The organism is Pseudomonas sp. 478 (assembly GCF_003254125.1).
Taxonomy (GTDB): Bacteria; Pseudomonadota; Gammaproteobacteria; order Pseudomonadales; family Pseudomonadaceae; genus Aquipseudomonas.
In genome coordinates, this window is sequence record NZ_QKZG01000008.1 from 103,739 (window position 1) to 117,948 (window position 14,210).

General features: G+C 55.4%; 16 protein-coding genes. 4 read left to right on the plus strand and 12 right to left on the minus strand.

The genetic code is table 11. The features are described 5' to 3' along the window. Genes DFS28_RS17890 through DFS28_RS17900 form a run of 3 tightly spaced genes read right to left on the minus strand, consistent with a single transcriptional unit; the run spans nt 1 to nt 3,981 of the window. A complete protein-coding gene (locus DFS28_RS17890; RefSeq protein WP_111450865.1) occupies nt 1–693 on the minus strand; it encodes a cytochrome c oxidase subunit 3 in 693 nt (230 codons plus the stop codon). After that, complete coding sequence (gene ctaD / locus DFS28_RS17895; RefSeq protein ID WP_111450866.1) at nt 690–2,465, minus strand: cytochrome c oxidase subunit I; 1,776 nt, start codon at nt 2,463–2,465, stop codon at nt 690–692. The genes DFS28_RS17890 and ctaD overlap by 4 nt, the downstream gene beginning before the upstream one ends. A gap of 49 nt (nt 2,466–2,514) precedes the next feature. Continuing rightward, nucleotides 2,515–3,981, minus strand: a complete 1,467-nt coding sequence (locus DFS28_RS17900; protein WP_111450868.1) for a cytochrome c oxidase subunit II — start codon at nt 3,979–3,981, stop codon at nt 2,515–2,517. A gap of 440 nt (nt 3,982–4,421) precedes the next feature. Between DFS28_RS17900 and DFS28_RS17905 the strand changes: the two genes are divergently transcribed. Further along, entirely contained in the window at nt 4,422–4,763 is a 342-nt protein-coding gene (locus DFS28_RS17905) for a hypothetical protein (RefSeq protein ID WP_111450869.1), read from the plus strand. A 79-nt stretch (nt 4,764–4,842) separates the two neighbouring features. Here the strand turns inward: DFS28_RS17905 and tam are convergent, their stop codons facing one another. Further along, the gene (gene tam / locus DFS28_RS17910) at nt 4,843–5,613 is read right to left on the minus strand and encodes a trans-aconitate 2-methyltransferase (protein WP_111450870.1); all 771 of its coding nucleotides are present in this window, start codon (nt 5,611–5,613) and stop codon (nt 4,843–4,845) included. A 104-nt stretch (nt 5,614–5,717) separates the two neighbouring features. Next, nucleotides 5,718–6,047, minus strand: a complete 330-nt coding sequence (locus tag DFS28_RS17915; protein ID WP_111450872.1) for a YXWGXW repeat-containing protein — start codon at nt 6,045–6,047, stop codon at nt 5,718–5,720. A gap of 440 nt (nt 6,048–6,487) precedes the next feature. Here DFS28_RS17915 and DFS28_RS17920 point away from each other — a divergent pair, with 440 nt between their 5' ends. After that, the gene (locus DFS28_RS17920; protein WP_111450873.1) at nt 6,488–6,991 is read left to right on the plus strand and encodes an inclusion body family protein; all 504 of its coding nucleotides are present in this window, start codon (nt 6,488–6,490) and stop codon (nt 6,989–6,991) included. A gap of 124 nt (nt 6,992–7,115) precedes the next feature. Next, on the plus strand, nt 7,116–7,655 hold the full coding sequence (locus DFS28_RS17925) for an AidA/PixA family protein (protein ID WP_111450875.1): 540 nt from the start codon (nt 7,116–7,118) through the stop codon (nt 7,653–7,655). Between the two features lie 61 nt (nt 7,656–7,716). On the opposite strand, the gene DFS28_RS17930 is transcribed toward DFS28_RS17925, so the two are convergent. Then, complete coding sequence (locus DFS28_RS17930) at nt 7,717–8,802, minus strand: type I restriction endonuclease (RefSeq protein ID WP_111450877.1); 1,086 nt, start codon at nt 8,800–8,802, stop codon at nt 7,717–7,719. A 300-nt stretch (nt 8,803–9,102) separates the two neighbouring features. Between DFS28_RS17930 and DFS28_RS17935 the strand changes: the two genes are divergently transcribed. Continuing rightward, nucleotides 9,103–9,513, plus strand: a complete 411-nt coding sequence (locus tag DFS28_RS17935; protein WP_111450879.1) for a low affinity iron permease family protein — start codon at nt 9,103–9,105, stop codon at nt 9,511–9,513. Nucleotides 9,514–9,559: 46 nt separating this feature from the next. On the opposite strand, the gene DFS28_RS17940 is transcribed toward DFS28_RS17935, so the two are convergent. The 6 genes from DFS28_RS17940 to DFS28_RS17965 all read right to left on the minus strand — a co-directional run bounded on the left by DFS28_RS17940 (nt 9,560) and on the right by DFS28_RS17965 (nt 14,100). Then, nucleotides 9,560–10,063, minus strand: a complete 504-nt coding sequence (locus DFS28_RS17940) for a DUF4142 domain-containing protein (protein ID WP_111450880.1) — start codon at nt 10,061–10,063, stop codon at nt 9,560–9,562. Nucleotides 10,064–10,136: 73 nt separating this feature from the next. Further along, a complete protein-coding gene (locus DFS28_RS17945; protein ID WP_008152986.1) occupies nt 10,137–10,295 on the minus strand; it encodes a KGG domain-containing protein in 159 nt (52 codons plus the stop codon). 117 nt (nt 10,296–10,412) lie between these two features. Then, complete coding sequence (locus DFS28_RS17950) at nt 10,413–11,762, minus strand: sensor domain-containing diguanylate cyclase (RefSeq protein WP_111450882.1); 1,350 nt, start codon at nt 11,760–11,762, stop codon at nt 10,413–10,415. An 85-nt stretch (nt 11,763–11,847) separates the two neighbouring features. Next, on the minus strand, nt 11,848–12,486 hold the full coding sequence (locus DFS28_RS17955) for a LysE family translocator (protein WP_111450884.1): 639 nt from the start codon (nt 12,484–12,486) through the stop codon (nt 11,848–11,850). Nucleotides 12,487–12,598: 112 nt separating this feature from the next. Continuing rightward, nucleotides 12,599–13,330: a hypothetical protein gene (locus tag DFS28_RS17960; protein ID WP_111450885.1), complete on the minus strand. Its 732-nt coding sequence runs from the start codon at nt 13,328–13,330 to the stop codon at nt 12,599–12,601. 35 nt (nt 13,331–13,365) lie between these two features. Further along, a complete protein-coding gene (locus tag DFS28_RS17965; RefSeq protein ID WP_111450887.1) occupies nt 13,366–14,100 on the minus strand; it encodes a hypothetical protein in 735 nt (244 codons plus the stop codon). Between the last annotated feature and the right edge of the window lie 110 nt (nt 14,101–14,210).

The window sequence follows — 14,210 nt, forward strand, 5'->3', positions numbered from 1 at the left end:
TCACCTCAGGCCGCAGAATCTGGCGATCGCTTCATAGGTTTGCGGCGTGCTGGCCAGCAAAGCGAATAGCACGAACCAAAGACCCAGTAAGTAATGCCAATAGATGGCACACAGCTCTACGCTGGCGCTGAGTTGCGGCAACGGCACGCGCTGCAGGTATTTAGCAACGATGATGCCCCAGGCTATCAGCCCGCCCAGCAGGTGGAGCGCATGCAGGCCAGTCAACAGGTAGAAGAAGCTGTTGGCCGGATTGCTGGCGAGAAAGTAACCCCAGGCGACAAACTGCTGCCAGACCAAGAGCTGCCCCGCCAGAAAAGCAATGGCGAATACGCCCGCCAATGCAAAACCAATCACAGCGGCACCCAGTCGCGCCCGTCGGGCGGCCATACGCGACCACTGCAGTGCGACGCAACTGACTACCAGAAAAGCCGAATTCAGCCATAACTGCCTTAGATTGGCTAACGGCGCCATGGGCTCTGTCAGGGGGAGCCAGTCGGTCATTTGTGAACGGGCGATAAAGGCGAGCAAGAAGAGAAAGAATAACGAACTCACCACGGCCAGAAATAAGCGCAGGCCTGTTTTTGCGATTTGGTTTCGATCGGCACCTTCGCCGGCCTGAATACCCGGCGGATCGCGATTCCAGCTGCCGCCGGGGTCCGCGCCGTCGGCGTTTCTCAATAGCAACCTGCTCATGTTCTAACGTCCGCTATCTTGGTTCCGGCACTCAGTTGCCGCATCTGCTCCAACTCCTCGGCGGAGACTATCTGCGGAACGAAATCCTGTTCTATCCCCGGCACACTGTAGTCATAGGCCCAGCGATGAACGACCGGCAGCTTCTCTCCCCAGTTACCGTGTATCGGCGGGGTGTTCGGCGTTTGCCATTCCAGACTGGCCGCGCCCCAGGGATTACTGCCTGCGGGCCTGCCCTTGAATGCACTCCAGGCCAGGTTGAACAGGAACAACAACTGGGAAACGCCGACGGCCAATGCGATCACCGTAATGAAGGCATTCAACTCATGCGCCGACTGCGGGATGAACGCGTAGTTGTCATAGGCGTAGTAGCGGCGTGGCATCCCCTGAAAACCGAGGTAGTGCATGGGGAAGAAGATGGCGTAAGTGCCCAGAAAGGTAATCCAGAAATGCAACTTGCCCAGGGTGTCGTTCCACATGCGCCCGGTGACTTTCGGGAACCAGTGATAAATACCGCCGAACACCACCAGTACCGGTGCGACCCCCATGACCATATGAAAATGGGCGACGACGAAATAGGTGTCCGAGAGCGGTATATCCACGATCACATTGCCGAGAAACAACCCGGTCAGACCGCCGACCAGAAAGGTGACGATAAAGGCCAGGGCGAACAGCATCGGCACGGTCAGATGGATGTCGCCGCGCCACAGGGTCAGCACCCAGTTGTAGACTTTCAGTGCGGTCGGCACCGCGATGATCAGGGTAGTGGTCGCGAAGAAAAAGCCAAAGTATGGGTTCATTCCGCTGACATACATATGGTGCGCCCAGACCACAAAGCTGAGTACGCCAATCGCAATAATGGCCCACACCATCATTCGGTAGCCGAAGATATTTTTACGCGCATGGGTGCTGATCAAGTCAGAGACCAGACCAAACGCAGGGAGCGCAACGATGTAGACCTCCGGGTGGCCGAAGAACCAGAACAGGTGCTGGAATAATATCGGGCTGCCACCCTGGTGATCGAGCTGCTGCCCCAGCGAGATCATCGCCGGCATAAAGAAGCTGGTGCCCAACAGCTTGTCAAACAGCATCATGACCGCACTGACGAACAACGCCGGGAAGGCCAGCAAAGCCATGATCGAGGCCATGAAGATGCCCCATACGGAGAGCGGCATGCGAAACAAAGTCATGCCGTGCGTGCGCGCCTGCAACACCGTGGTGACGTAGTTCAACCCGCCCATGGTGGCTGCGACAATAAAAATCGCCAGTGAGACGAGCATCAGGACGATGCCCCACTCGACCCCCGGTGTCCCCTGAGAAATGGACTGTGGCGGATAGAGCGTCCAGCCCGAACCGGTGGGGCCGCCAGGGACAAAGAAACTGGAGAGCAGCACCACTACCGCCAGCAGGTAGAACCAGTAACTCAGCATGTTGACATAGGGGAAGACCATGTCGCGGGCGCCCACCATCAGCGGGATCAGATAGTTACCGAAGCCCCCCAGAAACAAGGCCGTCAGCAAGTAAATGACCATGATCATGCCGTGCATGGTCATCGCCTGATAGTAAGCACTGGCGTCCATGAACGCCAAAGTGCCGGGGAAGCCAATCTGTATGCGCATCAAGTCGGACAACACCACGGCAATAACGCCCACGAATATAGCCGTCAAGGAATATTGAATGGCGATGACCTTGTGATCCTGACTCCAGATATATTTGGTCAGGAAGCTTTTGGGCTCGTGTAGTGCTTCTGTTTCGGCTTGCTCCGCATAGGCCATCACGTCATCCTCCTGTCGAAGTTTCGGTGCATTCCTGGCTGCTTTACGGTTACTTCCCTGGCTCCGCCTTGCTCCCATCAGCGTCGGCTTTCGCTTTGGATTTGATAAAAGCGATCAGTGCGTTCAACTCCTGATCACTCGGGGTAAAGGCCGGCATGATGGCTGCGTAGCCCTTGACGATTTTGGCACCGGGATTAAGCACCGAATCTTTTATATAGCCCTCATCGGCCTTTATCGTCGAACCGTCGGCAAGGGTTACGGGCTCGTTATACAGGCCCTGCCAGCTGGGGCCGACGCCCTTGCTGCCATCGACACTGTGGCAGGCCAGACAGCCGAGCGACTGGGCCAGCCGCTGCCCCTGTGTCGCCAAGTCGTCACCTCCGTCCAGTTTTTCGCCGGTAGAAGGTTCTTGCTGCGCGACACCCAGTGATTTGATCAGGGCGACGACAGCACCCAGTTCATCTTCAGTGAGAGTATAGGCCACCATGACCGGCGGATAACCCTGTACCAATCGAGCCTTCGGATCGAGGATCGACTCTTTCACGTAGGCCTCATCGACGAGCACGCTGGTGCCATCGGCAAGCTGTTCAGTGCGGCCGTACAGTCCCTTCCATCCTGGGCCGAGACTGGCAGTTCCATCCTGGCTATGGCAGGCAACGCAGCCGTATTTTTCGACCAACTGGCGACCTTTTTCCAGCACGCTGTCCCGACTGGGTTTGGCAGCTGTCGTTAATGTCTGCGCAAAAGTCGGTTGACTGTTAAGCCATTGTTCGAAGGCGGTCCGGTCTTCTACGATCATATAGCCGCGCATGTTGTAATGACCGACACCACAATACTCGGCACACAGTATTTCATACTTCCCGATTACCGTCGGTGTAAACCAAAAGTACGACACCATCCCAGGCACCATGTCCATCTTGCTGCGAATCTGCGGTATATAGAAATCATGCAGTACATCTTTGGAACGCAATAAGACTTTCACCGGCTGATCGAGCGGAAGGTGAACTTCATTGCTTCTTATTAGTACATCGTCCTGTCCGGCAGAATCCTTGGGATCAAGACCGAGAGGATTGACCGAGTCAACAAACTTGATGTCTGACTTTCCCAGCTTTCCATCCTGACCCGGAAAACGAAACGCCCATTGCCACTGCTGGGCGACCACTTCGAGTTCATAAGCATTTTTTGGCACCCGGATGAAATCATCATAAACAACCAGGCCTGGCGCCAACATCGCGGCAATACCTATCGAGGTCACGATAATCAACCATGTTTCCAACTTTTTATTTTCTGGCTGGTAGGCCGCCCTGCCGCCTTTCTTGTGACGGAAACGTATCAAGGCCACCGCCATGAATAGAGTGACGGCGATGAAAAATATTCCGCTGATGATCAGAGTGATGAACAGGGTGGTGTCTATTGACCCCCAGTTGGAGGCTGGCGGTGCCGCATGCCAAGGCGCTAACAAATGGAACAGCACGGACGCAATAACGATTAGTACAAGAATAATTGCCATTGCCATTTTGCCTTCATCCTATTCCTGTTACTCATCGGTATGCCTAAACATCGCCACAGAACAACACCGTCAAATCAATACTAATCTGACGCCAAAACAGGCTAGACAAATACCACTATCTTTGTGGCAAAGTCCGCAGGAAGTATAGTTCATGGCCGGAACCAGCGCTTATCGTGAAAACCATTGACGTTCTGGATATTCCAACTTCTGCGTCAACTTGATCACTTGAAACCGATTCGCTATATATAACTGTAACTATTAAGTAACACCTCTCGCCTGGTCGCCACGTCGAGTAAGCGAAGCCCGGTTGCCAGCTATAATCAGGTCTGATTACGGAAGGCAAAGATCGGCTAAAAGCCCCCGCAAAAGTCCTTGCCTATGCATAGCGGTCAGACAAGTGACGGCCAGAGCTATAGAGTCCAGCCGTCCACAACGGAGATTTCGTCATGAGTGCATTGACGATCGAAGGCTGGTGCAAAGTCAGCGGAGCACAAAAGTCGACCCCGGTGGGTGAAATCCATTTTTACGTCGATGGCTCCCTCCATCGGGGTCTGGAGCAAGCGGAAGAACGCCTGCAGAAGACCCATGAGCGTGAAGCCATGGTCGATGTCGACATGGACACGCTGGAGTTGAAATTGCCAGAGGGATACGGCCCTTTGTCCGACTGCCAAATGCGCGTCTATATACACAACGAGCGCGGTCAGTTCCATTTGGTCGGGCATCGAGCGAGTGATGGAAGCTTGATCTATAGCAACGCGGTTTTGATTGATCAGCTGATTGACGCCTAGCTACGACGGGATGCTCGGCCATTGGTACGCAAAAGGGACAGACGAAAAGAGCAGAATCTGTCCCTTTTTCATTAATGCATCAGCGCGTCGCAACGATAAACAACCGTGGGAACGGCAGCAGCACTGAACCATCGGCCAACGGCGGATAAGCCAGCTCGATTGCCGCTTGATACTGCTTGAGATACTGCGCCCGCTCCGCCTCATCCAGCGGATCAAGAAATGGCCGCAATCCACTGCCCTTGAACCACTCGACCACACCAGACGCGCCGCCAGCAAGTGGATGATGGTACGTCGTGCGCCACACATCGACACGGGAACAATGGGCTCGCAGCATGGAGTAATAACCACTGGCATCTGCCATTTCCGTCCGCTGCCCGGCGGCGTCCGCCAGTTTGCCAACCCATGGACCATCGGCTGCAACTTCGCGCATCAAGCGATGCGAAGGCTCATTGAGATTGTCCGGCATCTGGATCGCCAGGCTGCCACCAGGGGCCAGCTTGCTCGCCAGTGCAGGCAGTAACTTCGCGTGATCCGGTAGCCACTGCAACACCGCGTTGGCGAAAATCACATCGAACGGGCCGTTTTCGTTCCAGGTATCAATATCAGCCGTATCGAATTGCACCTGCGGCAAGCGCTTGCGGGCGGCGTCGATCATATCGGTCGAACTGTCCAGGCCACGTACCGTGGCATTGGCGAAGCGTTCAACCAGCAACTCGGTCGAATTGCCAGGGCCGCAACCAATGTCGATTGCCGAGCGCGCGTCCACAGCAGGGATCGCGGCTAGCAAGTCACGGGCGGGACGTGTGCGTTCATCTTCAAAAGCGACGTATTGTTTGGCGGACCAACTCATTGCGTTCTCCTGTCGGTGCGTTGTTGTAGCAAGAGGCGGAAAACCGGTTCGCTACGATACCTCGACCGATGCGCTCTGCCCAATCCGACCTATGGCGAAAGATGTCAGTTGACCCAACCCCCTCGTTGCCAGTACCAGCCATTATTACGCTGCTCCCAGTGGGGATGCACATAACGATAGCCCGGTCGTTCCGGCACCCAGTGGCCATGAACAGCGACATAACGCCCACCTTCCCAACGCCAGTACCCTCGGGACCAGACGTACCCCGGACGTGCCATAGGCTCTACTTCGATTACCCGTTCCGGTGGCGGCTGCGGTGCAATGACTTCAACGTACTCATGCTGAACCGGACGCCGCTCATGAACGACCCGCTCCTGCACACAGCCGGACGCTGCGAACATCACCGCCAATAACGCCATATAACGTAACCACATGCTGCCTCCTCAGGCTTGACCGCCGCATTGAGTGCATCAGCAAAAATCCCCCCTTCCCCAGCCACGCTCCTGCTTGGCTAATTGATCTTGTAGCAGGTCGTATCTGTCTATTACCTGAACCTGGATGACTTGGCACCCACATAACAACGAGAATTTAAATGAGCGTTCTTTATCGCCAAATCTTCTGAAATCATAACTAAATCGACCGTTCGTCGAACTGACAGGCAAGCAATTTTGACAGCCTGAAAACGGCACCTATAGTCCTATCGCGGCCCGTCGGAAGGAACCCGAACCCGTTAGTTTGCACGCAAGGAGCAAGGCCAGCTCATGCCCGTGACAGGTGGGTTCCGCCCGTAGTGTTTTCGCAACGGCCGTAAGGCAAGCAAGCGTTGTTGTGCCTGGAAGATGCCAGGCATTCACTATGAACAAGGAGCTTTACTATGTCTCGAGTCACGGATGTACTTGTTTCAATCGACACTGAAACCATTCTGAAAAACTACCCGAACATCAGCAAAAACCCTGCGTCGCCGACGTTGATCGACGTCAATCATGTGTACATGGTGACCAACCAGAACAACGTCGTCAGCGGCCAGGCCGGTGGCGAACTCAACTTGAAAGCCCAGGTTGGCGACTTGATTCGCTGGCGTGAAACCAGCCTGTCGCAGAGCTTCGAGAATGCAGTAATTTTCTACAAGTTCATTGGCAATGTCGGCAACGAGTTGATCTCAACACCCACGCCCCGCAAGGCTACAGCTTGCGTTGCCGTTCCCAACACCAGCAACCCGTCGGTGCCGAGCTGCCAGAAAGTCGACAACCATTACTGGTCTTCGGAAACACTTTCGTGCGGTAGCGTGACCTACCACTTCCATTTCCTGATCGTTGATCGCGACTGCAAGATCGTAGGCTGCTGCTCGTGGGATCCGTTCATTACCATCCGTAACTGACGACGACCAGGCCCCTTGGCGACGAGGGGCCTACCGAGTTCGTTGCCGCTTCGGCCGGGACGGGATGTCCTGCTTGAGCCGATGCGGCTGCCGTCCTGCATCAACATCATGAAAGGAATCCATGATGACTTCCGAACCGATTGCCTCCCCCTCGACGAGTATCGCGCCAGCCAATAATGTGCTGCTGATCGTCGATGCTGAATCACTGCTTTCACGCTATCCGCAACCCAGTCCTGATCCGCAAAACGCGACCAGGATTGAAGAAGGTTTCATCTTCGCCGTCAGCGGCACCCAAACACCACAAAGTACAACAAATGACAGCCTTATGACCTTTCTCGCCAGCAACGGAAAGGACTTCCATATCCGTGGCAGGACCGTCAGCTTGCTCGCCGAACACAGCGTGGTGTTCTACGAGATGTCAGTAGGTAATGCCGGGGTACTTTCACCGCCTGAATTGGTCGTTCACACCAACCTGACAGTCCCCGCCCCCAACCCCGAAAGCCCGACCCAACCGGGCAGCCACGCGGCCGATGATCATTACTGGCATTGCACGCAATTGGCGGCTGGGGTGGCGGCGTGCGAACTGAAATTCATGCTGATCAATAAAAGTTGCGAGGCATTGGGATACTTCAGCTGGTCGGTGGACGTTAAGTTGGTGGAGTGAATAGAAACCCCAAAAAAAACCGGCCGTGATGGCCGGTTTTTTTCGCGCAGAGAAAGCTCGGTTAGTCGTAATACCCAACAGTCTTCTTCAAGTGATCCGAGTATTCGTAGATATCGTCTATCGAGTTAATTGCGTGCCGGGTTTCATTTTTCTCTTCGTCAAAAATCCCGATGTACTTCTGTGAACGATTGAAGTGCAGACGACAGATAGGTTTGCGGTTGTTGTCGTCGAGCAGAATGCCGAAGTAACTCTGGGTGTCGCGCTGAACAATCCGCTTAGCATCGACAACAGACCGAACGACGGCACGGACGATGTGATATCCCTCCAGTTCTTCCAGCGTTGTTAGAACCTTGTCCTCTGACTCGTCCCGCACATCCGGCTGCTCAGCACCACTGGCAGAAACCGGCAAAGAGGCCAACGCGGGTTGAATGGCGCCGCTCATGGCCGACTTGAGCCTGTCGTTGATTTGGTCGTTGAGAAACTGCACCACGGCCTTTCTCGTTAGCTCATGGAACTGCTCACGGACCTTCTGAGTAATCACCCCGTCGTATACACGCGACGCGAACACTTTCACGAAATCGTCATCAGGCTTGCTGACCTGCGAAGCAATGACCTTTTTGATTTGGCTGACGTACTTCAGCTCACCTGCGGCGCTGATGATCGAATCCACATCGAAGGCTGACTTGGTGAGCTTGACCAATTCGGGGACGGAATACTCATCGATATCCAGAAGGTCGAGCTCAAGAAATGGCTTCTCATCCATCTTGTTAGGCGCATCGAGGTCGGTGAAAAATTTGTAGACCTGACCGTTGGTAAGGATAGAGATACGGGCGCTGGTGACGTGGAAGTAGCGAAACAACTGGGAGGCATGATTGATGTGCAACGGCTCGCCTATTTTTTTGCACTCGATGAGGATTTGAACCTCTCCCCCCTTCATGATTGCGTAATCAATTTTTTCTCCCTTTTTCGTTCCAATGTCGCAAACGAATTCGGGAGTTACCTCCGTCGGATCGAAGACATCGTAGCCCAGCACCGTGCTGATAAATGGCATGACAAACGCGTTCTTGGTCGCTTCTTCCGTCTTAATGGCAGCGCCTTGCAAACGAACTTTGGCGGCTAAGCTTGCTAACTTTTCGAAAAATTCCATGAGTGGCCTCTTATCTGGTTCGATCCGTGTGTTTGCATGCTGGCAAATTGACTGCCTTTGATACTAGACACAAACCGGCACAAAGAAAGAATCCAGCCAGAAATTGGGAACAACAGAAATTTCTTCCATCCACGTCTGGGTCAATTCGCCCGACAAGTTCGCCAGATCGCAGTCTCGGCAGCTCCTCCGATCTACCGAGATACGAGCCACCAGCTTTTCATTGAACCCGGAATTTAATCAGAATTTTCATCATGCCCATGCTGTCTGAAAATCAGGCGCATCCCTATAAGGAACACGGCTATGAAATTCGCAAAAGTCGCTCAGAAACTTGCCCTGTGGGCGGGTAGCCCCAAGACGTTCATGGGGGCGATCATTCTGATTTTTCTGTGGGGTCTGAGTGGGCCGATTTTTCACTTCAACGACACCTGGCAGCTGATCATCAATACGTCGACCACCATCATCACCTTCCTGATGGTGTTCCTGATCCAGAACACCCAGAACCGCGACACGGACATTTTGCACTTGAAGGTCGATGAGTTGCTGCGGGTGACGAAGGAGGCGCAGAACGCGATGCTGGGGCTTGAGGCGCTGGACCTCAAGCAGTTGGAAGCGCTACGAAAGAAGTATCGGCAACTTGGCGAGGGCGAAACGATTTCCCTGGACGGCACCGTCGTCCAGGAAAAAGATAAGCAGGATTTGGATGAATGCTGATCGGGCTCATCGCGGGTGGCTCAAGGTCACCCGCGTACTTCGTGGGTTAGCGACTGGCTTGCAGCGCCTTGGCCATTTGCAGGTGGTTCTGCAATTTGGGCAGCGTTTCTTCGGCGAAGGCTTTGATTTCAGGCACGTCGGTGGTCTGCGCCGCCTGTTGAAGCTGTTCGATGGCTTCCTGGGTGGTTTTCACCTGACTGGCCGCGTAGGCCTGGTCGAAGCTCGCGCCGTCCTGCACTTGCGGCATCAAGGCTTTGGCTTTATCGACGACCTCTTCACGCGGAGCCACCGGCAAATCCAGTTGTTTGGCGATTTTCGCCAGGTGCTGGTTGGCGGTGGTGCGGTCGTTGATGACGACGATGGTGTAATCCTTGACCTCTTTGGATTCGGTTTTCTGGTGCGCCAGGCGGCTGGCTTCGATATCGGCCATGCCTTTGGCCGACGCATCGTTGATGAATTCGGCGGGGGACTGGGCAAAGGCACTGCTGGCGAACAGGCCCAGCAACGTGGCAAAACTGGCATTGCGTAAACGGGTGGCCATCCGGCTCATGGTCGCGCCCTCCTCGTAAAAAATTCAAACGGGAGCTTACGCTCCCGCCTCTCAATTAAAACTACCTTCACCGCTACTTCGATTTCTGACCACCTTTGCGGCCCATATCGGGTTTCGAAGGGTCTTTATCGACAGTCGTGGTGGTAGTTTTCCCACCTTTGCGACCGGCTTCAGACGCCTTCGTTCGATCGTTGGCGAAGTTTCCCGAGTTCGAGTTTCTTGAATTAGGCATGATTCTCTACCTCTTGGTGATGATCGCGGCGAGCAGGAGCCCGCATAGAATCAGAATTTCGTTCACCGCAAAGGTTTAGAAAAGTTGAAAACGCCACGACGAACGGTGGCAGATTTTTCAGACCCCGAGGCGTCGGTGATGTTGGCGCTTGGCGGCGTACATGGCCTCATCGGCATGCCGGAACAATTGCTTTTCTTCAGTGCCGTCGTCGGGGTATCGCGCAACGCCGATGCTCGTCTGGATGATCAGGCTGTGGCCGTCCAGACGCAGGGGGTGAGCCAAAACCTGCCGGATTTTTCCCGCCACGCTGTCGGCGTCTGCCGAGGCGTGGATACTGTGCAACAACACTACAAACTCATCACCGCCGATGCGCGCTACCGTGTCGGTTTCTCGCACGCAGCCTTTGAGCCGATTGGCGACCGCTTGCAGCAGCATGTCGCCGACCGCATGACCGTGGGTGTCGTTGACTTGCTTGAAGCGGTCGAGGTCGACGTACAGCAGTGCCATTCGGCCGGAGTCCGCCCGCGCCAGCGCCAGTGAATCTTTAAGCCGGTCACGGAGTAACTCTCGGTTGGGCAGCTGAGTCAGCTGGTCGTACTGGGCCATGCGCTGCAGTCGGGCAAGCAATTGCTTGCGCTCAATCGCGGTGGCGACCTGTGCGCAAACGTATTGCAGCAGCTCCTTGTCCTGTTCGGTGTAACGCTCACCACCGGGCACGCTTTTAACGATCAGCGCACCGATGGTGCCGTTTTGTGAACTCAACGGCACACCCAGCCAGCAAGGTGAATGCTGGCCCGCGACCAGCGCCTCGAACCCCGCCAGTGGATTGTCTTGATCCGGGGTCAGCAGAATCGGCTGGCCACTGCGAATCACCTCGGCACAGAGGCGTCCGGTGATCGTTCCGGGCTGCTCGGGTTGCAGCTCCAGGTCGTCCACGTGATAAGGGAAATTCAGCTGTGCACAGTGCTCGTCATACAGCGCCACGGAGAAATTCAGCGCCGGCAGCCATTCACCGATGATCAAATGGATGCGTTTGAACAGCGCGAGCAAGTCTTCCGCCGCGTGGGCCGCTTCGGAGATTGCATACAACGCCGCTTGCCGGGATTCGGCCTGTTTGCGCTCAGTGATGTCGCGTGCCACGGCGATGCGCAGTTGGTCGACCTCCGACCAGCGTGCCGACCAGAGGATGTGCGCCACTCGGCCATCTTTGCGCAGGTAGCGGTTTTCGAAATTGAGCTTGGGCTCGCCGCCCATGATCTCCCGTGCGGCATCGAGGGTGCGCTGACGATCGGCGGGATGCACCAGATCGATCATCGGCTGGCCGATCAGCTCGTCAGGGGTATAACCGAAAATACGCTCGCAGGCCGCGCTGACAAAAACGAAGCGACCTTGTTTGTCGACCGCACAGACGGCGTCCAGCAAGAGATCAATGTAACTCGCCAACGGCGCGGAATTTCTGGTTGCCATAGTGCGGTGAGCGTGTCCGGCCAATGCAGCAATAAAGAACCTTCCCTGCCCCATCAGTACAGCTGACGCCTCCTTGCAATCAGCCTCACGCCTTGTTCGTCACCAGCCCCGGCAATGCATGCGCCAGGGCATTGATGGCGAATCCGATAAACATCACCCCACACAACCGGGTGATCAGCAGCTCATGGCGCTGGTACAACATGCGCACCTGCCGCGCACCGACAATGCCAATGAGAATAGCGTAGGCCATGAGGCCACCGACGAAACTCAGGACAATCAGCCACGGCAGCATCGACCAGTGCAGCAATTCGGCACGGCTGGACAGCAGCGCCGTAAAAGTCGCTACCGCCACCGGGTAAGCCTTCGGATTGGTCAGGCCAAACAGAATGCCGTGCCAGAACGGCTGCCGCGCCGGGCCTTGAGGTGCTTCGTCACTGCTGCGACGAGCGCGAACCGCGCGCAGACCGAGCCAAAACAGGTACAGCCCACTGAGTACTCCCAGCACATCGAATGCGGTACTGCCGATTTCCCGCGCACCGACAATCGCGATCAGCGCAGTGCTGCACCAGACCACATCCCCCAGCAAATGCCCGCAGAGAAACCCCGCCCCGGCCCTCCGACCACGCGCCGCACCGATGCCGAACACCGCCAACACACCCGGCCCCGGCGTGATGCCGTAGATAAAGCCAGAGGCGAGAACAGCCATTAGCAGCGATGGGGTCATTGGATGTCCTGTTGAGCCGGAGCGAATGCACGCAAGTCTATCTCAGGTTCCCGGAACCCGACTTACAGATCGTCGAAGACTTTCATTCCCGCATCGGGCTGCTACCGATGGATTAACCTCTAAGTGCTTCTGGTACGACGTATTGCTTGCCGTCATAACGGAGAGTGACTTGGGTCGTCTTCAATTTCTGGGATTCGCCATCGCACAGTTCGCCGACCTTGAAGCTTTTCGTCAGCGTCACAGTGGAGCTGACAATGAGGTCTGCGAACCCGTTTTGCATCGACTGAGCGATACCGACCGTTCGCTGCGTCCGCGTCCCCTCTCCTGCGCAATTGCCGTCCCACTCGCCATTGCTGCTGTCGACCACCAGCCCTTCCAGCACGGGACGTAGAACACTGCCATCCTTGAGATACAGTTCCAATTCTGTTTTCGTATAGGGACTGACGCTGGACTCATGGGCAAATTTCGAACGAATGCCAAACGCACGCTCGTCAGTGTTCAGCTTGTACCTTGCTGTATCAATGGCCAGCCCTTCATACGCCACAGCGTCCGAATAATAGGCGTCTTTTTTTCGGTAGTTGGCCAGGCGCTTCGAATTGGATGATTGGATCAGCGACAACTCCAGATCGACATTCCCGCCATCATTGCCTGCATCTACGAAGTCCGGGGTAAACGTAGACGTGGCAACAATAGTCAGGTCGTCATAAGCCGGCCAAACCTTGCATAGCGTGAATGAACGCTGGCCGAATGGCGCCTCATCTTCGCAACCCGCTTGAGCCTGGCCGGCAGCAATGATGAGGCCGAGTATGGCGATTGAACTCAGCAGTTTCTTGGTAGTAGTCATTGTCTTCCCTGATCGTCTCGAATCGCTCGCAGTACTTAAACGCCCTTGAAACCTTGTGGAAGGACATAGGCTTTTCCGTTGTATCGGAGTGTCGTCAGCGCGGGTTTGGCGGTGATTGATGTTGACTCACAAGCCTCCCCCTCGCCTTTGCCGATGATACTGGTGGTCACCGATTTGACGATCAGATCCGCAAATCCATGTGAGCTGGTTTTGCCGATCTCGACGGTTCGAACGGTGTTGTAGCGCTCACCGGCACAGTTGGTATCCCATTCGCCGCTTTCCGCCTCCGTGATGAGCCTGTCCAGGACTGGACGCAACTGATTGCCTTCTTTTACATAGAGCGACAGCCAGGTTTCAGCCATGGGGTTTGCGCGAGAGGAACCGCTGAATCTGATACGTATGCCAAAGGCTCGCAGTTCTGGAGTGAGTGTGTAGCGGGCGGTATCCAGTTGCAGGTCTTCCATGCCAAACGCGTCAGACACGAAGGCAGACGCTTGATGGAAGGATGCCTGGGGTCTCGATTCACTACCCGACACCACCGCAAGACTGAGGTCGTAGATCCCGTCACGACCCGAACTGTCGAAAGACGGGTTTGTTTCGTGCTGCGAAGTGGCAGTCAGAGTAAGGCCAGGGTAAGCGGGCCAGTCCTTGCAAACGGAAAAACCGAAATCGTCACTCAACGACGGTGACGCACATTCAGCGAACACCCGGGCCGTCATTATCAGGCTGCACGCAGCCAGACTTCCCATCAACCCAGACTTCAATGTCATGCCCTGCTCCTTGTCTACTTCAAAAAACCAGACGATTTCAGCCGCGCACTATCCCCGGCTCGGTAGGTCTGTTCAATCATTTGTTACGGTAGACGAACGGGGGGTGGCCT

Bases quoted from the DNA above. Each gene is read 5' to 3' on its own strand.
- DFS28_RS17890 (WP_111450865.1), bottom strand. From the start codon at position 693: ATGAGCAGGTTGCTATTGAGAAACGCCGACGGCGCGGACCCCGGCGGC.
- DFS28_RS17955 (WP_111450884.1), bottom strand. From the start codon at position 12,486: ATGACCCCATCGCTGCTAATGGCTGTTCTCGCCTCTGGCTTTATCTAC.
- DFS28_RS17935 (WP_111450879.1), top strand. From the start codon at position 9,103: ATGAAATTCGCAAAAGTCGCTCAGAAACTTGCCCTGTGGGCGGGTAGC.
- DFS28_RS17905 (WP_111450869.1), top strand. From the start codon at position 4,422: ATGAGTGCATTGACGATCGAAGGCTGGTGCAAAGTCAGCGGAGCACAA.
- tam (WP_111450870.1), bottom strand. From the start codon at position 5,613: ATGAGTTGGTCCGCCAAACAATACGTCGCTTTTGAAGATGAACGCACA.
- DFS28_RS17960 (WP_111450885.1), bottom strand. From the start codon at position 13,330: ATGACTACTACCAAGAAACTGCTGAGTTCAATCGCCATACTCGGCCTC.
- DFS28_RS17930 (WP_111450877.1), bottom strand. From the start codon at position 8,802: ATGGAATTTTTCGAAAAGTTAGCAAGCTTAGCCGCCAAAGTTCGTTTG.
- DFS28_RS17945 (WP_008152986.1), bottom strand. From the start codon at position 10,295: ATGCCTAATTCAAGAAACTCGAACTCGGGAAACTTCGCCAACGATCGA.
- DFS28_RS17920 (WP_111450873.1), top strand. From the start codon at position 6,488: ATGTCTCGAGTCACGGATGTACTTGTTTCAATCGACACTGAAACCATT.
- DFS28_RS17950 (WP_111450882.1), bottom strand. From the start codon at position 11,762: ATGGCAACCAGAAATTCCGCGCCGTTGGCGAGTTACATTGATCTCTTG.
- DFS28_RS17925 (WP_111450875.1), top strand. From the start codon at position 7,116: ATGACTTCCGAACCGATTGCCTCCCCCTCGACGAGTATCGCGCCAGCC.
- DFS28_RS17900 (WP_111450868.1), bottom strand. From the start codon at position 3,981: ATGGCAATGGCAATTATTCTTGTACTAATCGTTATTGCGTCCGTGCTG.
- DFS28_RS17965 (WP_111450887.1), bottom strand. From the start codon at position 14,100: ATGACATTGAAGTCTGGGTTGATGGGAAGTCTGGCTGCGTGCAGCCTG.
- DFS28_RS17915 (WP_111450872.1), bottom strand. From the start codon at position 6,047: ATGTGGTTACGTTATATGGCGTTATTGGCGGTGATGTTCGCAGCGTCC.
- DFS28_RS17940 (WP_111450880.1), bottom strand. From the start codon at position 10,063: ATGAGCCGGATGGCCACCCGTTTACGCAATGCCAGTTTTGCCACGTTG.
- ctaD (WP_111450866.1), bottom strand. From the start codon at position 2,465: ATGGCCTATGCGGAGCAAGCCGAAACAGAAGCACTACACGAGCCCAAA.